This is a genomic window from Pseudomonas frederiksbergensis, from assembly GCF_001952935.1.
In the GTDB taxonomy this organism is placed as follows: domain Bacteria; phylum Pseudomonadota; class Gammaproteobacteria; order Pseudomonadales; family Pseudomonadaceae; genus Aquipseudomonas; species Aquipseudomonas frederiksbergensis.
In genome coordinates, this window is the sequence record NZ_CP018319.1 from 4,350,182 (window position 1) to 4,371,267 (window position 21,086).

General features: G+C 58.7%; 18 protein-coding genes, 1 tRNA gene and 1 pseudogene. 11 read left to right on the forward strand and 9 right to left on the reverse strand.

Going from position 1 to position 21,086, the window contains the following annotated elements; translation table 11 throughout:
• Positions 1–528: 528 nt before the first annotated feature.
• The 3 genes from PFAS1_RS20300 to PFAS1_RS20310 all read left to right on the forward strand — a co-directional run bounded on the left by PFAS1_RS20300 (position 529) and on the right by PFAS1_RS20310 (position 4,731).
• Positions 529–1,734, forward strand: coding sequence for an acetyl-CoA C-acetyltransferase (locus PFAS1_RS20300; RefSeq protein ID WP_076030301.1), 1,206 nt, complete (start codon positions 529–531; stop codon positions 1,732–1,734).
• A gap of 28 nt (positions 1,735–1,762) precedes the next feature.
• On the forward strand, positions 1,763–3,907 hold the full coding sequence (locus PFAS1_RS20305; protein ID WP_076030302.1) for a 3-hydroxyacyl-CoA dehydrogenase NAD-binding domain-containing protein: 2,145 nt from the start codon (positions 1,763–1,765) through the stop codon (positions 3,905–3,907).
• A gap of 95 nt (positions 3,908–4,002) precedes the next feature.
• A complete protein-coding gene (locus PFAS1_RS20310; RefSeq protein ID WP_076030303.1) occupies positions 4,003–4,731 on the forward strand; it encodes an amidotransferase in 729 nt (242 codons plus the stop codon).
• A gap of 118 nt (positions 4,732–4,849) precedes the next feature.
• Here PFAS1_RS20310 and PFAS1_RS20315 read toward each other — a convergent pair whose 3' ends face one another.
• From PFAS1_RS20315 to PFAS1_RS20325, 3 genes are all read right to left on the reverse strand, one after another.
• On the reverse strand, positions 4,850–5,821 hold the full coding sequence (locus PFAS1_RS20315; protein WP_074874866.1) for a magnesium and cobalt transport protein CorA: 972 nt from the start codon (positions 5,819–5,821) through the stop codon (positions 4,850–4,852).
• Between the two features lie 162 nt (positions 5,822–5,983).
• Complete coding sequence (locus PFAS1_RS20320) at positions 5,984–6,706, reverse strand: 1-acylglycerol-3-phosphate O-acyltransferase (protein ID WP_076030304.1); 723 nt, start codon at positions 6,704–6,706, stop codon at positions 5,984–5,986.
• A gap of 214 nt (positions 6,707–6,920) precedes the next feature.
• Entirely contained in the window at positions 6,921–7,610 is a 690-nt protein-coding gene (locus PFAS1_RS20325; protein ID WP_074874870.1) for a crotonase/enoyl-CoA hydratase family protein, read from the reverse strand.
• Positions 7,611–7,674: 64 nt separating this feature from the next.
• On the opposite strand from PFAS1_RS20325, the gene PFAS1_RS29560 reads away from it, so the two are divergent.
• Both PFAS1_RS29560 and PFAS1_RS20330 read left to right on the forward strand, forming a co-directional pair.
• Positions 7,675–7,824, forward strand: coding sequence for a hypothetical protein (locus PFAS1_RS29560; protein ID WP_156886736.1), 150 nt, complete (start codon positions 7,675–7,677; stop codon positions 7,822–7,824).
• Positions 7,825–7,917: 93 nt separating this feature from the next.
• Positions 7,918–8,007, forward strand: a tRNA-Ser gene (locus tag PFAS1_RS20330).
• A gap of 166 nt (positions 8,008–8,173) precedes the next feature.
• Here PFAS1_RS20330 and PFAS1_RS20335 read toward each other — a convergent pair.
• The 4 genes and pseudogenes from PFAS1_RS20335 to PFAS1_RS20350 form a co-directional block, all read right to left on the reverse strand.
• Positions 8,174–8,374: pseudogene (locus PFAS1_RS20335) on the reverse strand (integrase domain-containing protein); the annotation flags it as partial.
• Positions 8,375–9,406: 1,032 nt separating this feature from the next.
• The gene (locus tag PFAS1_RS29945; protein ID WP_232252145.1) at positions 9,407–9,658 is read right to left on the reverse strand and encodes a type II toxin-antitoxin system Phd/YefM family antitoxin; all 252 of its coding nucleotides are present in this window, start codon (positions 9,656–9,658) and stop codon (positions 9,407–9,409) included.
• A 49-nt stretch (positions 9,659–9,707) separates the two neighbouring features.
• Positions 9,708–11,009 (reverse strand): OprD family porin, encoded by a 1,302-nt coding sequence (locus PFAS1_RS20345; protein ID WP_083671754.1) that lies wholly within the window; start codon positions 11,007–11,009, stop codon positions 9,708–9,710.
• 190 nt (positions 11,010–11,199) lie between these two features.
• Entirely contained in the window at positions 11,200–11,922 is a 723-nt protein-coding gene (locus PFAS1_RS20350) for a pirin family protein (protein WP_076030306.1), read from the reverse strand.
• A gap of 244 nt (positions 11,923–12,166) precedes the next feature.
• Between PFAS1_RS20350 and PFAS1_RS20355 the strand changes: the two genes are divergently transcribed.
• Both PFAS1_RS20355 and PFAS1_RS20360 read left to right on the forward strand, forming a co-directional pair.
• Positions 12,167–13,117, forward strand: a complete 951-nt coding sequence (locus PFAS1_RS20355; protein ID WP_076030307.1) for a GlxA family transcriptional regulator — start codon at positions 12,167–12,169, stop codon at positions 13,115–13,117.
• Positions 13,118–13,288: 171 nt separating this feature from the next.
• Positions 13,289–14,785: an ATP-binding protein gene (locus tag PFAS1_RS20360; RefSeq protein WP_076030308.1), complete on the forward strand. Its 1,497-nt coding sequence runs from the start codon at positions 13,289–13,291 to the stop codon at positions 14,783–14,785.
• On the opposite strand, the gene PFAS1_RS20365 is transcribed toward PFAS1_RS20360, so the two are convergent.
• Positions 14,732–17,527, reverse strand: a complete 2,796-nt coding sequence (locus PFAS1_RS20365; protein WP_076030309.1) for an ATP-binding protein — start codon at positions 17,525–17,527, stop codon at positions 14,732–14,734. The genes PFAS1_RS20360 and PFAS1_RS20365 overlap by 54 nt on opposite strands.
• 44 nt (positions 17,528–17,571) lie before the next feature.
• Here PFAS1_RS20365 and PFAS1_RS29565 point away from each other — a divergent pair, with 44 nt between their 5' ends.
• From PFAS1_RS29565 to PFAS1_RS20375, 3 genes are all read left to right on the forward strand, one after another.
• Positions 17,572–17,733: a hypothetical protein gene (locus PFAS1_RS29565; protein WP_156886737.1), complete on the forward strand. Its 162-nt coding sequence runs from the start codon at positions 17,572–17,574 to the stop codon at positions 17,731–17,733.
• A gap of 126 nt (positions 17,734–17,859) precedes the next feature.
• A complete protein-coding gene (locus tag PFAS1_RS20370) occupies positions 17,860–18,435 on the forward strand; it encodes a flavodoxin family protein (RefSeq protein WP_076030310.1) in 576 nt (191 codons plus the stop codon).
• A gap of 42 nt (positions 18,436–18,477) precedes the next feature.
• Positions 18,478–19,302 (forward strand): alpha/beta fold hydrolase, encoded by an 825-nt coding sequence (locus tag PFAS1_RS20375; RefSeq protein ID WP_076030311.1) that lies wholly within the window; start codon positions 18,478–18,480, stop codon positions 19,300–19,302.
• Positions 19,303–19,347: 45 nt separating this feature from the next.
• On the opposite strand, the gene PFAS1_RS20380 is transcribed toward PFAS1_RS20375, so the two are convergent.
• Positions 19,348–19,803 carry a helix-turn-helix domain-containing protein gene (locus PFAS1_RS20380; protein WP_076030312.1) on the reverse strand — a complete coding sequence of 152 codons (456 nt, stop codon included), beginning with the start codon at positions 19,801–19,803 and terminating at the stop codon, positions 19,348–19,350.
• Positions 19,804–20,096: 293 nt separating this feature from the next.
• Between PFAS1_RS20380 and PFAS1_RS20385 the strand changes: the two genes are divergently transcribed.
• Positions 20,097–21,020 carry a LysR substrate-binding domain-containing protein gene (locus PFAS1_RS20385; RefSeq protein WP_076030313.1) on the forward strand — a complete coding sequence of 308 codons (924 nt, stop codon included), beginning with the start codon at positions 20,097–20,099 and terminating at the stop codon, positions 21,018–21,020.
• Positions 21,021–21,086: the final 66 nt, after the last annotated feature.

Genomic DNA, 21,086 nt, shown 5'->3' on the forward strand with positions numbered 1-21,086 from the left:
GCGATACAAAAACCTGGCGCCGTATTTTTTATTGACCGACTAACCGATCACCTTGGTCAGGTTCGGCAAAATCAATAACAGCGTAGTGGCGAAAAGAATGAGCCCGGCTTGACGTACTTTTGATTGTTTGAACATGGCTTGACCGCCTTTATTGTTATTTCCTGATGCCTGCCTGCATTTCTCCATGACGGCAGAGCGTTGCACTTCCTGTTTGACGAGCGCCTCGGCAAAACCCGACGACAACTTCGTACAAGTTCACCTTAGAGGCCGCGTCACGCTTGCTTTAGATCCATTTCGTATGGGCTTGGCATAAATTGCTCTTAAAAAGGCATGAGGCCTATTGCCAGCTTCTTGGGCGCCCGTTTGCTAGACAGCTTGCTGTCCTGAATCGGTTAATCCGCTGATTGCCTACCGTCCGTCTGAGCGTGACCGTCAACGTCTGTGAGCACTGCGGTCATTGAATCCCGGGCTGCTCGGGCTAAGAGTGGGGACTCTGAATTTACTCCCCTGCCCAGGTTCGAGAACGTCATGACCCAAGCTTTGATTTTCGACGCGTTACGCACGCCCCGCGGCAAAGGCAAGGCCAATGGCGCCTTGCACAGCGTCAAACCGGTGAACCTGGTAGCCGGGCTGCTCACCGCGCTGCAACGGCGCACCTCTCTCGATACCAGTCAGGTCGACGATGTGGTGCTTGGTTGCGTGACGCCCGTCGGCGATCAAGGCTCCGACATTGCCAAAGCCGCGACCCAGGTGGCGGATTGGGACGTCAGCGTGGCGGGTTTGCAGATCAACCGCTTCTGCGCTTCGGGGTTGGAGGCGGTGAACCTCGGCGCAATGAAAGTGCGTTCCGGCTTCGAAGACCTGGTGGTGGTCGGCGGCGTCGAGTCCATGTCCCGCGTGCCGATGGGCAGCGATGGTGGCGCTTGGGCACACGACCCGGAAACCAGTTTTCACAGCCATTTCGCCCCTCAAGGCGTGGGCGCTGACCTGATCGCCACGCTGGAAGGCTTCAGCCGTCAGGACGTCGATGCCTATGCGCTGCACTCCCAGCAAAAGGCTGCGCGGGCGAGGGCCGACGGTTCGTTCAACAAATCGTTGGTGCCAGTGCAGGACCAGAACGGCATCATCCTGCTCGATCACGATGAATTCATTCGCGCCGGATCGACCCTGGAAGGCTTGGGCCAGCTCAAGCCTAGCTTCGAGATGATCGGGCAAATGGGCTTCGATGCCACGGCACTTCGGGTCTACAGCCATGTCGAGCGGATCGACCACGTTCACACGGCGGGTAACAGTTCCGGGATCGTCGATGGCGCCGCGCTGATGCTGATCGGCTCCGAGGCCAAGGGCCGCGCGCTGGGTTTGCAGCCGCGGGCGCGAATCGTCGCCACCGCCGTCACCAGCACCGACCCGACCATCATGCTCACCGGCCCCGCGCCGGCCACCCGCAAGGCTCTGGCCAAGGCCGGGTTGCGGGTCGAAGACATCGACCTGTTCGAGGTCAACGAAGCGTTTGCCTCGGTGGTGCTGAAATTCATCAAGGACATGGCAATCGATCCGGACAAGGTCAACGTCAACGGCGGCTCCATCGCCATGGGCCACCCGCTGGGCGCCACCGGCTGCGCGATCCTCGGCACGCTGCTCGATGAACTGGAAACCCGGCGCCTGCGCTATGGCCTCGCGACGCTGTGTGTCGGCGGCGGCATGGGCATCGCCACCATCATCGAACGCCTCTGAGCCCGACCGACTTCAAGGAAACCCTTTCATGACCGAAGCCATCCGTTACGAAAAAGGTCAGGACCAGATCGTCGTCCTGACCATCGACATGCCGGGCCAGAGCGCCAACACCATGAACGCGGACTACCGCGAAGCCATGGCCGCGTGTGTCGCCAGACTGGTTGCCGAAAAAGACACTATCGCCGGCGTGATCATCACCTCGGCCAAGAAAACCTTCTTCGCCGGCGGCGATCTCAACGAACTGATCAAGGTCGGCAAGCCCGAAGCCAAAGCCTTTTACGACATGGTGCTGACAATCAAAGGGCAACTGCGCACCCTTGAGACCCTCGGTAAACCGGTGGTCGCCGCGATCAACGGCGCCGCGTTGGGTGGCGGTTGGGAAATCTGCCTGGCGTGCCATCACCGGGTTGCGCTGGACGATTCTTCGGTGCAACTCGGTCTGCCGGAAGTCACCCTCGGCCTGTTGCCGGGCGGCGGCGGGGTGGTGCGCATGGTGCGAATGCTCGGTATTGAAAAAGCCTTGCCCTATCTGCTCGAAGGCAAGAAGGTCCGGCCGCAGCAGGCGCTACGGGCAGGTTTGATTGATGAGTTGGCGGCGGATCGTGACGAACTGCTGGCCAAGGCGCGCGCCTGGATTATTGCCCATCCTGCGGCTGTGCAGCGTTGGGACGTGAAGGGTTACCAGATTCCCGGTGGCACGCCGTCGAACCCGAAAGTCGCGCAAATGCTGGCCATCGCGCCGTCGATCCTGCGCAGCAAAACCCAGGGCTGCCTGCCTGCGCCAGAGAAAATCCTCTGCGCGGCGGTAGAGGGTGCTCAGGTGGATTTCGACACCGCGCACTTGATCGAAACCCGTTACTTCACCGAATTGACCACCGGCCAGGTGTCGAAAAACCTGATTGGCACGTTCTGGTTCCAGCTCAACGAAATCAATGCCGGTGGCTCACGGCCCCAAGGCTTTGCACCCTACGTGACGCGTCGCGTGGGTGTGCTGGGCGCCGGCATGATGGGCGCCGGAATCGCCTTTGTCAGCGCATCGGCCGGCATCGAGGTGGTGCTCAAGGACATCAATCTTGCGGCGGCACAGAAGGGCAAGGCTCATTCGGCAGCGCTGCTGGACAAGAAGGTTGCGCGTGGCCAATTGAATGCCGATCAACGCGATGCCACGCTGGCGCGAATTCACCCCACTGAAAGCGATGCCGACCTGGCCGGCTGTGATCTGATCATTGAAGCGGTGTTTGAAGATCGCGATTTGAAAGCCAGCGTCTCTTCGGCGGCGCAAAAGATCGTTGGCCCGGAGGCGGTGATTGCATCCAACACGTCGACCTTGCCCATCAGCGGCCTCGCGACTGCGGTGCCGGATCAGAGCAAGTTCATCGGCCTGCATTTCTTCAGCCCCGTGGAGAAAATGCCCTTGGTGGAAATCATCAAAGGCACCCACACCAGCGACGAAACCCTGGCGCGCGGGTTCGATTTCGTACAGCAAATCAAGAAAACGCCGATTGTGGTCAACGACAGCCGTGGTTTCTTTACCTCGCGGGTGTTCGGCACCTTCACCAACGAAGGCATCGCCATGCTGGGCGAAGGCGTCAGCGCGCCGATGATCGAGACCGAAGCGCGCAAGGCCGGCATGCCGATCGGACCTCTGGCGATCTCCGACGAAGTTTCCCTCAGCCTGATGAGCCATATCCGCCAGCAAACCGCGAAAGACCTGCGAGCAGAAGGGAAACCGCTGATTGAGCACCCGGCATTCGCCGTGATTGACTTGCTGCTCAAGGAATACAAGCGTCCGGGCAAGGCTGCTGGCAGAGGGTTCTACGATTATCCGGCCCGTGGGCAGAAACATCTGTGGCCAGAGCTGAAAAGCCTTTTCGAGAAGGCTGACGGGCAGATTTCGCCGAAGGACGTGCGTGATCGGCTGCTGTTCGTGCAAGCCATCGAAACCGTGCGCTGTGTGGAGGAGGGGGTATTGACCTCGACGGCGGACGCCAACGTCGGCTCGATCTTCGGCATCGGCTTCGCCGCCTGGACTGGCGGTGCGCTGCAGTTCATCAACCAGTACGGCGTGAAAGATTTCGTCGCCCGTGCCCAGTACCTGGCAGAGCAGTATGGCGAGCGATTCGCGCCCCCTGCGCTATTGCTGGAGAAAGCGGCCAAAGGGGAGGCGTTCTAGGGGACGGATGACGCATTCCGGGGCTTGCCTTGCCACTGTGTTTCAAGGCAGGCTCTGGGGTGTGCATTATTCCCATCACGTGTCAGGTATTTTTTATGTCGTTACGCATCTGCATTCTGGAAACCGACATCCTGCGTCCGGAACTGGTCGATCAATATCAGGGTTACGGGCAGATGTTCCAGCGTCTGTTTTCGCAGCAACCCATCGCTGCCGAGTTCACTGTGTACAACGTGATGCAGGGCGAGTATCCCGGCGATGATCTGACCTTCGATGCCTACCTGGTCACCGGCAGCAAGGCCGATTCCTTCGGCACCGACCCGTGGATTGAAACTCTCAAGGCTTACCTGCTGACCCGCTACGAGCGTGGCGACAAACTGCTGGGCGTGTGCTTCGGCCATCAACTGCTGGCGCTGCTGCTGGGCGGCAAAAGCGAGCGCGCGACCCAAGGCTGGGGCGTCGGCACCCACAAGTACAAACTCGCCGCCAAGGCGCCGTGGATGAACCCGGTGAGGGAAGAGCTGACCTTGTTGATCAGCCATCAGGACCAGGTCACTGCACTACCGGAAAACGCTACGGTCATCGCTTCCAGCGATTTCTGCCCGTTCGCCGCGTACCACATCAACGATCAAGTGCTGTGCTTCCAGGGACATCCGGAGTTCATTCACGATTACTCGCGTGCCTTGTTGGATATTCGTCAGGAAGCGCTGGGCGAGCAGATTTACTCGAAAGGTATGGCGAGCCTAGAACACGACCATCACGGCACTACCGTTGCGGAGTGGATGATGCGGTTTGTTGCGCACAAGCCTGAATCCGGGTCGATTTAAAGGGCTGACAAAGAACCTGTGGCGAGGGAGCTTGCTCCCGTTGGACTGCGCAGCAGTCCCCTCTTTTTTGGGCCGCTACGCGACCCAGCGGGAGCAAGCTCCCTCGCCACAACGCTTGTCACAACCACCCGGATTTTTTGAAGCTCGCCCATAAACCCACACAACCGACCGCAATAAACCCCAACACCCCGAAATACCCGTAATGCCAACTCAACTCCGGCATGTTCTGGAAGTTCATCCCGTAAATCCCCGCCACTGCCGTCGGGAACGCCAGAATCGCCGCCCACGCCGCAAACTTGCGCTGCACTACGCTTTGGCGTGATGCCTCCAGCAATACCCCGACTTCGATGGTCTGGCTGGCAATGTCCGCCAGGGTCGTCAGGTCTTCCATCTGCCGCGTCACGTGGATCTGCACATCGCGAAAGTACGGGCGCATGTTCTTGTCGATGAACGGGAAGTTGAGCTTTTGCAGTTCCTCGCCAATCTCTACCATCGGCGCCGCATAACGACGCAAACGCAAAACATCCCGGCGCAGACTATGGAGTTTTTGAATGTCGCGCTCGTTCAGGGAACCACACATGACGTTGCGTTCCAGCTCATCGATCTCTGCGTGGATCGCCTCGCCCATTGGCTGGTAGTTTTCGATCACGAAGTCGAGGATGGCATAGAGTACGAAATCTTCCCCGTGCTCCAGCAACAGCGGACGCGCCTCACAGCGCTGTCGGACATAGGCGTAGGAAGCGGAGTGGCCGTTGCGTGCGGTAATGATGTAACCGTTGCCGGCAAAGATATGCGTTTCGATGAACTGCAGTTTGCCTTCATGGCGGATCGGCGAATACGTGACGATGAACAGCGCGTCGCCGAAGGTTTCCAGTTTCGGTCGACTGTGTTTTTCCAAGGCGTCTTCGATGGCCAGTTCGTGCAGGTTGAACTGGCGTTGCAGATTGAAAAGTTCCTGGGCGTTTGGCTCTTCAAGGCCGATCCAGACAAAGTGGCCAGGCTTTGCAGCCCAGGCAGCGCCTTCGTCGAGGGTGATATTGGTGACTTTCTTACCGGCGCTATAAACCGCAGCAGCAACAACTCTACCCATGATAGTGATTCACTTCTTATTGGCAGCTTTCAATTAGCAATGATGGCAGTGGCAGGCAGTCTCCAGCTTAGCCCTGTCTGCTGCTTGAGAGTCAGTGAAATCTGTTGAGTTCGCAGGCAAAAACTCGCAGGCAAAAGAAAACCCGCACCAGGCGGGTTTCCTTTAAGCGGCTTGCAGTTGCCGATCCATCGAAGCGATGCACTCGCGCATCTGCTCGCGGCACTGAGCAATCAGCAGCGGCATATCGTCCAGGCTCAATCCAGCCGTAGGAATCGCCGGTAACGAGCGGATCAGAATCTTCCCACTGCGCCAACGGTTCAATCTCATGTGTTTTACGTAACTGCTGACACATACCGGAACTATCGGTACCCCGGCGGCAATGGCCATTTGAAAGGCGCCTTTCTTGAACGGCAGCAACTCTTCACCCAGGTTGCGCGTGCCTTCCGGAAAAACCCAGATCGAAGTGTCTTCATTCTGCAGCGTGTGAGTCGTGGTCAGCATCGACTGGCGCGCTTTCTGCGCATTGCCGCGATCGATCAGCACATTGCCCGCCAGCCAGAACAACTGACCGAACAGCGGCACCCACTTCAGACTCTTCTTGCCGATACATACGGTGCGGCGGGGCACCACGTTACCGAACACAAACAGATCGTAGTTGGACTGGTGGTTGGCGATGATCACGCAGCTGTCGGGCTTATCCAGCAGCGGTCCGACCTCGGCCTTCACCCGCAAACGCAAAATGCACATCGCCGGCCATGCATAAAGGCGCGCGCACAATCGGCTGTTGTCCGGGTTGAACGGTCGGCACAGGCCGAGAATTACCCCAAGCACACCGGCCAGAATAAAGTGCAGGCCCATCAATAACATACGAAACACAAACAACATTTACAGGCCCCACCGGGACAAAAGGTGGCGCAGTGTACGGATGTGCACTGTTTTCGGCAATTGCCACTATAGAGGCGGGAGATAGACGATGTTTGAGCGCATGTTTCCGACTTATGGGTCAGATGCGATCTAGAGCGGTTGTCGGCTTTTCAACGGAGCACGTAAGAAAAAGCCCGACACGACGGTCGGGCTTTTTCGTGCAGCACGTTTGGGTTTAAACCGAAAAATCCTGATCCAGGATAATCGCGTTGTCCAGCCTCTCCAGCAGCGCCTTGCGCACTTTGAGCTTGGTGTTCTTGTGAGCAATCATGTTGATCTTCTTCAACTGACGAGCCGCCGCCAGCGCCGCGCCTTGCAGCTCTTCGGCCGATACCACCAGATCGAAGAACCCTGCATCCACGGCACTTTGCGGATTAAACATCTCAGCGTTGATCACCGCGCGGTGGAACGCCGACTTGCGCAGACGATCACGCGCCAGCTCGATACCGGCGTGGTGCATGGTCATGCCGATCTGCACTTCGTTCAAACCAATGGTGAACGGGCCGTCGACACCAATGCGGTAATCCACCGACAACAGCAGGAACGCGCCCTTGGCCACCGCATGCCCAGGGCACGCGACGATCACCGGGAACGGGTGCGACAACAGACGACGAGCCAGGGTCGAACCGGCAGTCACCAGCGCCACGGCTTCTTTAGGGCCGGAGGTCATCACCTTCAAGTCATAACCGCCCGACAGCATCCCCGGCGTACCGGTAATGATCACCACCGCACGATCAGTCACCGCCTGATCCAGCGCAGCGTTAAACGCAGCAATCACGTCCGGAGAGATGGCATTGACCTTGCCATTGCTCAAGGTCAGGGTCGCGATACCGTCTTCGAGATGGTAGGAAATCAACTCACTCATGACGCTATTCCTTTCAATAAAGTAGCGCAGACGTTACCCACCGCCGCAGGCCAGGTAAAGCGCCATGACTGACCGCCCAGTCACCCTTTCCCCGCCCGGCAAGCGTGGCCCGCCACGCCAACCGCGCATTCCCCTCTATATAGAGGAAGTCGCGAAGCCGGAGATTGGCGGGTTTGCCATGGACTGGAACCTGCTCGAACGACTGAAACGCTAAGCGCATGAAAATTCTGCAAAAAAAGTTTGCCATCGGAAAAGCTTTCGACTACATTAGCGCGCCTCGACAGACAGAACTTGTTTGACGAGATACGGTGAAGTGTCCGAGTGGCTTAAGGAGCACGCCTGGAAAGTGTGTATACAAGAAATTGTATCGAGAGTTCGAATCTCTCCTTCACCGCCATACTTATACGTTAGAGCCCTGATTATTCAGGGCTTTTTCGTTTCTGTGTTTCTGAAAAAAATCCCAGCCCATACTTTGGCCCATACCCTGAATGGCTCAGTGCTTTGCGACCAAAGGCTATTTTTCCCGACAGTTTCTAAGCGGTGTAGTCCAGCAGCGTCCGTCAATCGATCTGACTCGCATCGTTGTAACCGGGACCGTCCTCTGACCGACACCAATGCACGAACTCTTGCCAGCGATCGCTATGAGCTTTGACCGTGGCGAAGTGGCCGCCGGCAAATAGATCCTTTAGCGCTTGTGGGCCGGCGTAGCTCAGCTGGTGGCCATAGCCAAAGTTACGACCATCACTCCGACCGACCAAGGCCATCATCATCGCTTTCGTTTTCTTGCAGAAAGAGAAGCAGGGCGTTCCAGTGGGGGCTGATCCTGTCCACCTACCTGCTGCCGGTGCTTCGACCGGGTAGGGCAGTGACGCATGCCGGTATTCCAGCAACGGTTGTGGTGGCTCGAACGCTTCGTACAGTTGCATCGCTATGCTGCAGTTATTGACTTCGCCCTCACTCATCCCGCCACGGCTGTTGAGTGTTATCAGGGATCAAGGCTCCTGCGACCTGTGAGGTTTGTCCACTAACGCGGGACTGACGGCTCTTTACGACCGGGAGCTTGGGCATCTCATGATCTGGCCTCCTGAACACCGATAGCGGTGGGCGGGTGGAGGCTGCACTGGCTGATGAGACCGGCGCCGCGAGATCCTGAGTCGGGTGAAGGCAGTGATGCGATGACCGGGGCATGCCCGACTGTCAGTCAGGTGCAGTCCATTCCCCGGGCTGCGGCACCATCATCGGCATCGCTGTTGCTGGTGACTTTTCGGTGTTTGTCACGCCGATTGAACGACCTGGACTCGAATAGAAAATAAGCACCTGTTTTACAATGAAATTATGCTGATTTTTTAAAATTTATGTCCCTACGATTATCCTAATCAAGCCCGTATTTTATGCGAATTCTTTCGATACCCCATGAGCACGGCAGCAGCAAGCTGCCGAAGGTGGCGTATGCAGGCCATACTGTGCTGCGGAAGTGGTCATCCCGTTTGCAAATGCGTGGTTATATTGAATGCAATTGACTGGTCAATGAAAACGCAAAAACTGATGGTCAAGTACGGCGCAGTTTCTCACGATGCACGTCTGGCGCATGGTTAAGATGTGGACCGGCCTTTTGTGTCGCTTAGCCGAGCGACCAGAGCTTAGTCTTGTAGCAGTTCTTGAGTCCGTACAGCTTGTCGGCCGGGGCTCTCGAGTTAACCAGCCACTGATCAAGTTTTTTAACCGACAGCCCGCGTGTTTCGGCATCCAGCTTTTTCCAGGCTTTCTACGCCGCGCTATTGAAGTTCAGTTGATACTTACTTGGCATCGTCAAACCCCGACTCGCCCTTAACGAGCAGATCGCCGTTGACTATCTTGGCGGGAATCCGGGGCTCGTTGGCTTCTAGCTGCGCCTTCACTTCCTTCGCCAGCTTGAGATCATCAATCAAGTCGAGCATGGCTTCATACCGATCAGCTGGGACGCAATAGAAGGCCGGCTCATTGCGGTTGAGGATCGCCACGACATCGCCGCCACCCGCTTGGGCGGTCCGCGGCAAAGGCGTTTCCAAGCGGATGGTATGCCTGTTCAGATCCGTCACTTCCTCAAAGGGTAAGGGATCACAGCAGTTTGAAGTTGTACTCAACGACAAAGTAAATGCGGTCGATGTCCGGCCCGCCTTGTGCTTCATTCGCCCGATGAGAGACGTGGGTGAAATGCAGTAAAAGATCTTTCGCCGGCCCGAACTGGACGGTGTAGCTCAGATCAATGTCACGCTCCCAGTGCTTTCCGCCTTTGCCTTGCTGAGGGACAAAGTCCTGTTCGCTCGTATCAAAAGGGAAGTAGGCCCCTCCTTGCGGCGCATGAGTGCCGTCGATATCACGTCCAGTCACATACCGTGACATGAACTTGAGTCCAGGAAAGCCCATGGATGCAAAATCTAGGTCGTAGCGGGCTTGGTAGGAGCTCTCATGGGCGCCATTGAAATCGGCGAACTTGATGGAGTTGGCCAGGTATATGGAGTCGCCCCCTACGAAATCGAAAGGTGTGTCACCATGAATTTTTTGGGCCGCCAGGGTAAAGGCTTGGCTGCCAATGTTGTGTTTGGCAGAAAGGCTATAAGCTGTTGTGCTGATGGCTCCTGCGGCAGAGCGCCCGTAGTCAACCGTACGGTAGATGTTGAAATCTACAAACGTATCCCCGCGACGGGCGTACACGTTGGCGTAATACTGCCTCCAAGTGTCTGTTAGCTGGGAGGCATAGAGCCTGGCACCTAGGTTCTTGTTGGACGTGAAGTCAGCTCCAACGAAGCTGATTGAGCCCACATCGGTGTTAACGCCATACCCAGCAAAATCCCCTTTGGAAGAGGAGGAGTCCTGGTTTTTGAATGCTGTGAATTTGCCACCGACCAAGTGTATGCCGGCAAGCTCGTCACTTTGTAAGAGCCACCCGGTTGCGTATTCAGGTTGCAGGCGTTTGTCGGAGGTGTCGAAGACTGGGCTTTCTACTTCCATCTCACCGAACTTAATAACGGTCTGTGAGAGACGAGCCTTGATCACGCCGCCGCCGTCGCTGAAGTTTCGAGCGGACTCTCCATCACTGTCGACGGGTAAAAGCCCGGTTCCTGAGTGCCCCTTACCGCCATCAAGTTTTTGCCCGACAAAAGCATGCACATCCACACCAAAACCAAATGTTCCGGGCGTGAAGCCTGACTCAAACGTCGTGATGAAGCCTTGCGCCCATTCCCGCTGGTAATTTTTCGCAGCGTTCTGGGAGTGGTTATCATTGTTTAAGAAGAAATTTCGACTGAGAACGTTGAGCGTTGCGTCCTTTAGAAAGTCTGACGTTTCGGGCTCTGTCGAGTCTGCTGCCATAACCTTTCCTACACACAACAGGCAGAAGCAAAGCATCGGGCTCTTCATGGTGTACCTCCGAACGTAGGTACCTAGAGTTGCTTATACGGCGGTAACACGCCTGTATGTTTGTGCCTTTTTTTGCTAACGCACGATCTCAAGATTGCACTCGGTTTTCGCGGCCGCCCTACTTGTCGAAGCGTTTCCTCACACCCATTAGTGATGCCCGGAGGCGTTGAGGCCCCCAGGCTATTCACGGTCACGGCATTTCCGGTAATTCTTGAGGCCGCAGGTCGAACACCAGCACTTCGGCATCTACACCATTGGTCAGGGTCAGCGCCTGTTCATCCCTGACCCGCACGCCGTCGCCTTCCTGCAACTGCACGCCGTTGAGTTCGACGCTACCGCTAGCCACGTGGACGTAGGCGTAGCGGTTGGCGTCCAGCGCCAAAGTAGCGGTTTCCTTGCCATCGATCAGGCCGGCATAGACCCGGGCATCCTGACGCACCCGCAACGAACCGTTGGCCCCATCGGGGGATATGATCAGTTGCAGACGACCGCGTTTCTTCTGCGTGCTGAAGTGCTCTTGCTGATAACGCGGTTTGGCGCCGCTGACGTCCGGCACGATCCAGATTTGCAGGAAGTGCACCGGCCGGGTCGCCGAGTGATTGTATTCACTGTGGGCCACGCCGCTGCCGGCGCTCATCAACTGCACATCGCCGGGGCGGATCACCGAACCGGTGCCCAGGGTGTCCTTGTGTTCCAGGGCACCTTCGAGCACATAGGAGAAAATCTCCATGTCCCGGTGCGGGTGTTGGCCGAAGCCTTTACCGGCTGCCACGCGGTCATCGTTGATCACCAGCAGGTCGGAAAAACCCTGCTCCCGCGGATTGCGGTAGTTGGCAAAGGAAAAGGTATGGAACGACTTCAACCAGCCGTGATTGGCCGCGCCGCGATCAGAGGCTTTGCGAAGGGTCAGCATGATGAAACTCCTGTCAGGACGTGAATTCGTCCGAGTGAGGAGAAGGTTAATGTTTGCCGGCAAGTGCAATAAGTAGATGAAAATTGAAATACTGTCTCGTTTAGGTTGACAGTTATGGGAGCAGGTTCATGTATCCTTATTGTTACACTTGGCCATAATGCCGGGCGCCAGACCACAAGGGTTTGATGTTCGGCGCAATGAAATTAAGCCGTTCTCTTTTAGTGACCTCAGTGATTTTGAACCCATGAAAACCGTGGCAATGGTGCTGTTCCCAGACTTTCTCCTGCTCGACATGGCCGGCCCCATGGAGGTGTTCTCCATTGCCAATCGTTATCTGGAACAGGGCGAGGGCTATGAGCTGTCGACTATCGGCACCGAACACGGCGCGCTGCGCGCCTCCAATGGCGTCAGAGTCCAGGCCGATCTGCATATTGATCAGGCATGCGAGGGCTATGACCTGTTGCTGGTGCCGGGCGGGCCGGGGGCCTACAACGAAAAGCATCCACCGCTGCTCGGCTGGCTTCAGGGCGCCGTCAACCGGGCGAACCGTTATGGTTCGATCTGCACCGGCGCGTTCGTGCTAGGGCACGCCGGGTTGCTGGACGGCTATCGCGTGACCACCCACTGGCACTACACCGAACGGCTGATCAAAGGCTTCCCCAAGGCCACCGTCGAGACCGATCAGATTTTTGTGCAGGACCGCAATCTCATTACCTCCGGGGGTGTCACCGCCGGCATCGACCTAGCGCTGGCGGTGGTTGCCGAGGACCACGGCAAAAAAATCGCCCAGGACGTGGCCAAGGTGTTGCTGGTGGTGATGAAGCGCCAGGGCGGGCAGGCGCAGTTCAGTCCGTTGATGGTGGCGGTGGCACCCCAGGAAACGCCGATCACCCGGGTGCAGAACCATATGCTCGAACACCTCGACGAAGCCTTCAGCATCGAACGCATGGCCAGTCTGGCCAACATGAGTGCGCGTCATTTTGCCAGGGTGTTTGCCCGGGAAGTGAACATGACGCCGATGGAGTTTCTTCAAAGCGCGCGCATCGACTGCGCCAGAAACCTGCTGGAAACCAGCGACTTGCCGCTCAAGACCGTGGCCTATAAAAGTGGCTTCGGCAGCGTGCGGCACATGCGTTTTCTGTTCAGTGAAAAGCTTGGCTTGACCCCGACCCAGTACCGCGAGCAGTTTAGCTGACGGTTGATTGTCCGTTCCGCGCACCGCGATGGCCGTAATGCTCCTTGCGTGGCAGTTGTGCCATCATCCATGCCTGCCAAGATACCCGTGAACTCTTGACGATGGAGGTGCGGGAGCCTGGGCGAGCTCGCGCAATGGACGCCGGCCCAGGTTTTCAGCACGTGAACGTGTATGAACAGCCTCAGAGATTTAAACAGCGATGCGGTGCTGCGGTTCGGCCCCTACGCGTTCCACCCGCGTCAACGGCTGATTCTGGAAGGTGATCGGCCGCTGCGCATGGGTGGGCGGGCACTGGATATCCTCCAGGTGCTGGTCGAGCGCGCCGGCAACGTGGTCAGCAAGGACGAACTGATCGCCCACGTCTGGCCGACTTCGGTGGTCGAGGAAATCAACCTGCGCGTGCACATTGCTGCCCTGCGTCGGGCCCTCGGCGATGGCCAGAACGGACAGTGCTACATCGTTAATATTCCTCAGCGCGGTTATAGCTTCATCGCCCCAGTGCAGCGCGAGTTGGAAGGGACGCTGGTTTCGATTGAGACCGTTCAGAAGCACCAGCACAACTTGCCTGCGCGGCTCACGCCAGTGACCGGCCGAGATTCGGTCGTTGGCAGTGTGGTTCGGCAGTTACCGGTTCGCCGTTTCATGACCCTGATCGGCCCCGCCGGCATTGGCAAGACCACGGTGGCCTTGCGCGTGGCCGAGCTGCTGTTGCAGCACTATCGCGATGGCGTCTGGATCGTTGATCTGGCGGCAATCGATGACCCGGCGAGGCTCGTCGATCATCTGAGTCACACCCTTGAGCTGGACGTTGGCCTGGATGCACTGGCGCAACGGCATGCATTGCTGGTGCTCGACAATTGCGAGCACCTGCTCGAACGTTGCCGATCGGTGGTGGAGGGCCTATTGGTTTCGGCGCCACGGCTATCGATCCTGGCCACCAGCCGCGAACCGCTGCAGGTGGCGGGGGAAACGGTCCAGCGTTTGCCAGCCCTGGCGGTGCCGCCGATGTCGGCGCTGCATTGTGTTACCGAGGCCATGGGCTATTCGGCGGTGCAGTTGTTTGTCAGCCGTGCCCGTGCCCGTCAACAAGGGTTTGCTCTGCGCGAACAGGACCTCAAGGCCGTGCGTGAAATCTGTCGGCGCCTCGACGGTTTGCCCCTGGCCATCGAACTGGCAGCGGCGCAGATCGATGCGCTGGCGCTGGTGGGGCTGCAAGCGCAACTGGACAACTGTTTTCAGCTGCTGACCCAAGGCCGGCGCACAGCCGTGCCACGGCATCAGACGCTCAAGGCCGCGCTGGACTGGAGCTATGAGCGGCTGAGCCCGCTGGAGCAAACTGTATTGCAGCGTTTGGCGGTGTTCAAAATGGCTTTCACCCTGGACGCGGCCATTAGCGTGATCAGTTGTGCCGTGCTGCGGCCGACCAGCCTGGTGGAAGTGGTGGAGCGACTGGCGGTGAAATCACTGCTGTCGGTGGAGCAGGGCAGTGGCGTGGCGCGTTACCGCTTTCTCAACACCACCCGCGCTTACGCGCTGGAGAAGCTCGAACACAGTGGTGACTTGCGGGCCTTCGAAATGCGTTACGCCCGCTACATTAGCCGGGCACGCTGGGTTTCAGGCGGACCGCTGTCGTTGCAGCTCATCGAGCAGCTGATGGACGTTGGTTAAGTCTGGCGTGGCAAAGCCTTCGGTAAACCGGTTGTAGATCGGCGCCAGCAGGTCATGGGCTTGTTGGAAGTAGCCTTGACGCTGCCAAAGCCGGGCCAGTGACGTGGCAGTGCGCAGTTCCCAGGCCAGAGCACCCTGGGCTTTTGCCACCGCCAGCGCTTTGAGCAGAACGGTCTCGGCTACGCTCTGGCAGTTTTCTGCAAGCAGAGCATCCGCTCTGGCCCGAAGGATTTCCGCCGTGCTCCAGCCCGCCGCACCGTTTTCGGCCCGTGCCAGCAAGGCGTCATCGACGAAGCCGGTATCCAGGGTGACCATGATTTCCTTGATCAGCCCGGCGCCGGGTTGCAGGTTCGAATGTGCATCATTGCCATCGATCACCTGCGCATAGTGCCGGGCCCAGTTGTAGAACAGCAGCACCGAATGTTTTTGTGCTTGTTCGAGCAGCAGGCGCAAGAGTTCGCGGGCAGTTTGAGTGTCGCCGTTGTAGTGGGCGATCAGGCAACCGGACAGTGCCAGGGTGTAGCAGATGGACGTACCGTGATTGATCTGGATCGCGATGTCCAGCGCCTGACGGGCGGTGCGCCAGGCTTTTTCGGGATGGCCCTGCAACCAGAGGATCCGCGCCAGAATGGTCAGGGCGGCGACGCTCTGGTCGTACTGGACGCCAAAGCCGTGGGTGAAGCGATTGATGTGTCCGCTCTGGGCCATGTGCTGAATGACCCGTTCAGCATTCTCCCGTGCCAGTTGCTGATCCCCGGCAAAGTGCAGGGCCAGCACCTGCAAACGGTGAGTACTCAGGGACACAATGGCATCGTCTTGCAAACCCAGCCGATCGAATTGCAGACTCTGTTCCAGGGCCGCTTGGTAGTTGCCGCAACTGAGATTGACCGCCATGTGCCCGGACACGGCTCTAAGCTGACCGGCCACGTCGTTGCAGCGTTCGGCCAGGGTTCTGGCGGTCACAAAGGCTTCGACGGTTTCGGCGGTGCCACCTTGGGTGTGGTAGCAGGAGCTGCCGAGGGCAAGCTTGAGGGCCATTTTCAGACGAGGGCAGGGCTCGGGCGTCGATTCGAGCAGTGCCAGGGCCTTGCGCACGTATACGCCGTGTTCCTTGAGCAGCGATAGTTCCTGCCAGAGTGGCGTCGAAGCCGCAGCCAGTCGGATCGCCAGTGACTGCGGCCCTTGAGCGTTCAAGCCCCAATCGAGGACCGAGCGAATGTCTTCCAGACTGCGGGCATAACGCTCGATCCAAATACCGCTCTGGATGTGCTCCCAGTCGTTCTGGGCCTGCTGCATCAAGGCCAGGCAGCGTTCGGCGTGGCGTGCCCGGGTGTCTGGTAGATCAGCTGCCTGGTCGAGTTTTTCCAGGGCATAGCTGCGGGTGGTGTCGAGCAGACGGTAGAACACCTCTTCGTCGCCCACCTCCACGTTCAGCAGTGACTTGGCCACCAGTTGCATGATCGAGCCAAACACCTCTCGGGGTTCGATGTGTTCGCCGACAATCACGGCGGCCGCCGATTCCAGCGTGAAACCTCCCCTGAACACACCCAGTCGCTGCAGGCAGGTCTGTTCGCAGGCACTCAGCAGCTCGAAGCTCCAGTCGAGTGTTGCGCGCAGGGTCTGATGCCGGCCCAGCGTCGTCTGACAGCCCTGGGTGAGCAGACGAAAACTGCCTTGCAGTTGCGTCAGCAATCCACTCAGGCCAAGGCTGCTCACTTGCGCCGAGGCCAGTTCGATCGCTAAAGGAATGCCGTCCAGACGGCGGCAAATCTCGATCGCCAGAGGCAGCTCGTCATCCGTCAGTTCGAAACTGTCATGGCTGGCCATCGCCCGTTCGACGAACAATTGCAGAGCCGAAAAGGTCAAGGCTTGGGTGCGGTCCAGCACGGCGATCGGCGGTGGGCAGTCCAGAGACTCAAGGCGTTGAACGAATTCGCCTTCGGCCCGCAGGCTCTCGCGGCTGGTGGCCAGAATGTGCACATCGGGCGCGCCGCGAAGGATGCTTTCGCTGAGCAACGCAATGGCGTCGATCAGGTGTTCGCAGTTATCGATGACCAGCAGCATCTGCCGCTCGCGCAGGAAGGTCGCGAGACAGCTCATCGGTTCGGCGTCATGCAAGGACTGGTCGAGCAGCGTCGCCAGGTGGGTGGTGATCATCAAAGGGTCGTTGATCGGGGCCAGGTCCAGCAGGCGAATGCCGTCCCGGTAGCGACCGATCAGTTGTTCGGCGACGCGCAGCGCCACGGTGGTCTTGCCGATACCGCCAGGGCCTACGAGGGTGATGAAACGCTGGCGTGACAGCTGTGCCACAAGGCTATCGACCAAAGCCTGGCGACCAATCATGCGAGTCCGACGAATGGGCAGGTTATGGTCGCTCGGCCCGTGCCCCCCGCTCGCGGGACATTGCTCGACGTGTTCCAGGGAGTACGGCGCGACAAAGCTGTAACCACGCTGGGCCACGGTGACGATGTAGCGCTGGCCGACCTGACCGTCGCCGAGGGCTTTGCGCAGCGCCGCCATGTGCACTCGCAGGTTGATGTCTTCCACCACGCTTTTGGGCCACACCCGAGCGATCAGTTGCTGCTTGCTGACCACATTCCCGGGGTGCTCCAGCAGGATCAACAGAATGTCCATGGCGCGCCGACCCAGGCGCAGGGGCTGGTCGGCCTCCAGCACCAGACGTTGTCCGGGGTAGATCCGGTAAGGGCCGAAATGCACAGCCTGTTCGGGGGAAAGGGTCAACGGGTCACTCCTGCTTGCATCCGTCTATCACGCGGTATCCGAGCATGTTCCGCAGATTTTTTCGTCAGCGCAACGCGGTGGCCGAGCGACTATCCGGTGTGCGCATCGGCAGCAGCATTTCCGGCACCGTTCGCAGCTCCGTATTTGCTGGGCGCGGCGGTGGCAAAGGGGTGAGTCGGGTCTTTTGGCGCTCCGTTGAAAATTAACAACGTTTAACTCGTCCTGCGTCCGGTCTACGCCCAAAAATCCAATACTTCAAGTCTATCAACCGAAGGCGCCGGTCATTGTGCTTCGTACAGCAAAAAGGATGAACACTTCTGGAGGATGCCGGAATGAGTAACGTGGTGGTGGTCTATCACAGCGGCTACGGGCACACCCGCGTCATGGCCGAAGCTGTGGCCCAGGGCGTGGAACGGCACCTGGGCAGTACCTGCCGGCTGATTCCGGTCGGGGAAGTGGACGAGCACTGGGACTGCTTGCACCGCGCTGACGCGATCATCTTCGGCGCCCCGACCTATATGGGCAGCGCCTCGGCGCCGTTCAAAGGCTTCATGGAGGCTACTGCGTCGTTCTACCTGGCCCAGCCCTGGCGCGACAAATTGGCCGCCGGGTTCACCAACTCCGGCTGCCTGTGTGGCGACAAGCTCAACACCTTGCTGCAGATGGCGGTGTTCGCCGCTCAGCACTCGATGATCTGGGTCGGCCTCGACCTGCTGCCGGCGCGCTCCAGCGCTGGCGTGTTCGATGGGCAATTGAATCGCCTGGGCAGTTCCCTGGGGGCCATGGCCCAGTCGAATGTCGAACAGTCCCCGGACCATGCGCCACCTCCCGAAGATCGCTACACCGCTGCGCACCTGGGCGAGCGGGTAGCGCGCCTGGCCGAACGAATGAGCCATCCATCGGTTTGATTCACCCAAACACCCCGACCCCTTAATTAAGGAGCAATCGCCATGAGCACATTCACCACCCGCGACGGTACCGAGATTTACTACAAGGACTGGGGCACCGGTCAGCCCATCGTCTTCAGCCACGGTTGGCCGTTGAATGCCGACAGCTGGGAATCGCAGATGATCTTCCTGGCATCCAAGGGCTACCGGGTCATCGCCCATGACCGCCGTGGTCACGGCCGCTCCAGTCAGCCCTGGTTCGGCAATGAAATGGACACCTACGCCGACGACCTCGCGCAGTTGATCGAGCTGCTGGATCTGCAAAACGCGGTGCTGTTCGGTTTCTCCACCGGCGGCGGCGAAGTGGCGCGCTACATCGGCCGACACGGCACCGGACGGGTCGCCAAGGCCGGACTGATTTCCGCGGTGCCGCCACTGATGCTCAAGACCGAAGCCAATCCAGGCGGCCTGCCAATGGAAGTGTTTGACGGTCTGCGTCAGGCGTCCCTGGCGGACCGTTCGCAGCTGTACAAAGACGTCGCCAGCGGGCCGTTCTTTGGTTTCAACAAGCCTGACGCCAAGCCTTCTCAGGGCATGATCGATTGGTTCTGGATGCAAGGCATGACCGCCGGTCACAAGAGTGCTTATGACTGCATCAAGGCGTTCTCCGAAACCGACTTCACACAAGACCTGAAAAAGTTCGACGTGCCAACCCTGGTGGTGCATGGCGACGCTGACCAGATCGTACCGATCGAAGCCTCCGGCATCGCCTCGGCCAAACTGGTCAAGGGCTCGAAACTGCTCATCTACCCCGGCGCGCCCCATGGGCTGACTGATACTCACAAGGATCAGCTCAACGCCGACCTGCTGGCGTTCATCAAGGCCTGATTGGCGTCATCCCTGAAAGCCGAGCGGTCATGCCGCTCGGCGTTTTCATTGGGCGTGAATTTGAGTGGTATATGAGGGGGCGGCGAGTGCTGCGGTGGGCGGGGCAGATCGCACTGCCTGACAGCGCCAGGCGAAAGGCGTGATGCCTTCGCTGCGGGTGAAAATGTGGCAGAAGTGCGCCTGATCGCAGAAGCCGCATTCCAGACTGATTTGCGTCAGGGTCAGGTCGGTGTTCTGGATCAGTTGCTTGGCCCGGGCGATGCGCTGGCGACGAATCCAGTCCTGGGGTGACAGGCCAGTGCTGCACTTGAAGGTACGGGAGAAATGACTGCGGGACAGCGCGCAGGCCCGGGCCAGTTCGGTGACTTCCAGGGTTTCGCTGAGGTGGTCGAGGATCAATTGTTTGACCAGGCTTTCCCGCCAGGGAGTGAGGCCGCCAGTGGTGGTTTTTCGCGTTTGCGTGGCTGACGCGCGGGCGGCGTTGTGCTGAACGTGGACCATGACAAATATCCGTGTCGGTGGGAATGCGCTGGCGCACTGCACGGTGGGTCAGCACCATCCCTTTTGGAAAAAACAGGTATGCGCAGAGGGCTTCATTCTTGGTCGCAGGGCTTTGGCTTGCGAGTTAAACGTTGTTAATTCCTCCTGTTAACGGCGAGCGAAAATCTGCGCCTACTCAGCACATTGCTACAATTACGAGCGGGCAGGGCAGGGCAACATCGGGGGCCAAAGTGCCGAAGGTCGAGTAAAGTCTGGCAGACGTGTCTGGCTGAAAACACAATGAGACTGTGCCTATGAACCGTAACGATCTGCGCCGCGTCGACATGAACCTGCTGGTGATTTTCGAGGCTCTGATGTTCGAAAAGAACCTGACCCGGGTCGCCGAAAAACTCTTCATGGGTCAGCCGGCCGTGAGCGCTGCGTTGGGGCGGTTGCGTGATCTGTTCGACGATCCATTGCTGCTGCGCAACGGTCGCAGCATGGAGCCGACGGCGCGGGCGCTGGCGATTCTCAAGGAGCTGCAACCGGCGATGGACACTATCTCCGGGGCGGTCAGCCGGGCCAAGGAGTTTGATCCGGCTACCAGTTGTGATGTGTTTCGCATTGGTCTGTCGGACGACGCCGAGTTTGGCCTGTTTCCGCCGCTGTTGAGCCAACTGCAAAAGGAGGCGCCGGGGGTCATTGTGGTGGTGCGCCGGGCCAATTACCTGCTGATGCCGGCGTTGCTGGCGTCCGGGGAGATTTCAGTAGGGGTCAGTTACACCACCGAACTGCCGGCCAATGCCAAACGCAAAAAACTGCGGGATATCCCCTGCAAAGTGCTGCGCGGTGACAACCGGCCTGGTGAGCTGACGCTGGATGAATACTGCCGGCGACCCCACGCTATGGTGTCGTTCTCCGGCGATCTGAGCGGCAATATCGACCTCGACCTGGCCAAGGTCGGTCGTACCCGGCGCGTGGTGTTGGGGGTTCCGCAATTCAGTGGTTTGCGGGCGTTGCTCGCCGGCACCGAAATGATCGCCACGGTTCCCGACTACGCCGCCTGCGCGCTGGTCGAAGGCTGTGCCTTGAGAGCCGAAGATCCGCCGTTTCCCATCGATGAGGCGCAGTTGTCGATGGCCTGGAGCGGGGTACATGATAATGATCCAGCGGAGCGATGGTTGCGGTCGCGGATTAGTCAGTTCATGTCTGAGCCTCTGAATATTCCGGCTTCGTAGGGGAAAAAAATCCTGGCCGCACCTTGAGAGTACGCTCGTAAAGAGAGCACATACGTTCAATTTTTC

What these genes read in the sequence shown, in the direction of transcription:
- PFAS1_RS20300 (WP_076030301.1), top strand. Translation starts at nt 529, where the DNA reads ATGACCCAAGCTTTGATTTTCGACGCGTTACGCACGCCCCGCGGCAAA.
- PFAS1_RS20305 (WP_076030302.1), top strand. Translation starts at nt 1,763, where the DNA reads ATGACCGAAGCCATCCGTTACGAAAAAGGTCAGGACCAGATCGTCGTC.
- PFAS1_RS20310 (WP_076030303.1), top strand. Translation starts at nt 4,003, where the DNA reads ATGTCGTTACGCATCTGCATTCTGGAAACCGACATCCTGCGTCCGGAA.
- PFAS1_RS20315 (WP_074874866.1), bottom strand. Translation starts at nt 5,821, where the DNA reads ATGGGTAGAGTTGTTGCTGCTGCGGTTTATAGCGCCGGTAAGAAAGTC.
- PFAS1_RS20320 (WP_076030304.1), bottom strand. Translation starts at nt 6,706, where the DNA reads ATGTTGTTTGTGTTTCGTATGTTATTGATGGGCCTGCACTTTATTCTG.
- PFAS1_RS20325 (WP_074874870.1), bottom strand. Translation starts at nt 7,610, where the DNA reads ATGAGTGAGTTGATTTCCTACCATCTCGAAGACGGTATCGCGACCCTG.
- PFAS1_RS29560 (WP_156886736.1), top strand. Translation starts at nt 7,675, where the DNA reads ATGACTGACCGCCCAGTCACCCTTTCCCCGCCCGGCAAGCGTGGCCCG.
- PFAS1_RS20345 (WP_083671754.1), bottom strand. Translation starts at nt 11,009, where the DNA reads ATGAAGAGCCCGATGCTTTGCTTCTGCCTGTTGTGTGTAGGAAAGGTT.
- PFAS1_RS20350 (WP_076030306.1), bottom strand. Translation starts at nt 11,922, where the DNA reads ATGCTGACCCTTCGCAAAGCCTCTGATCGCGGCGCGGCCAATCACGGC.
- PFAS1_RS20355 (WP_076030307.1), top strand. Translation starts at nt 12,167, where the DNA reads ATGAAAACCGTGGCAATGGTGCTGTTCCCAGACTTTCTCCTGCTCGAC.
- PFAS1_RS20360 (WP_076030308.1), top strand. Translation starts at nt 13,289, where the DNA reads ATGAACAGCCTCAGAGATTTAAACAGCGATGCGGTGCTGCGGTTCGGC.
- PFAS1_RS29565 (WP_156886737.1), top strand. Translation starts at nt 17,572, where the DNA reads ATGTTCCGCAGATTTTTTCGTCAGCGCAACGCGGTGGCCGAGCGACTA.
- PFAS1_RS20370 (WP_076030310.1), top strand. Translation starts at nt 17,860, where the DNA reads ATGAGTAACGTGGTGGTGGTCTATCACAGCGGCTACGGGCACACCCGC.
- PFAS1_RS20375 (WP_076030311.1), top strand. Translation starts at nt 18,478, where the DNA reads ATGAGCACATTCACCACCCGCGACGGTACCGAGATTTACTACAAGGAC.
- PFAS1_RS20380 (WP_076030312.1), bottom strand. Translation starts at nt 19,803, where the DNA reads ATGGTCCACGTTCAGCACAACGCCGCCCGCGCGTCAGCCACGCAAACG.
- PFAS1_RS20385 (WP_076030313.1), top strand. Translation starts at nt 20,097, where the DNA reads ATGAACCGTAACGATCTGCGCCGCGTCGACATGAACCTGCTGGTGATT.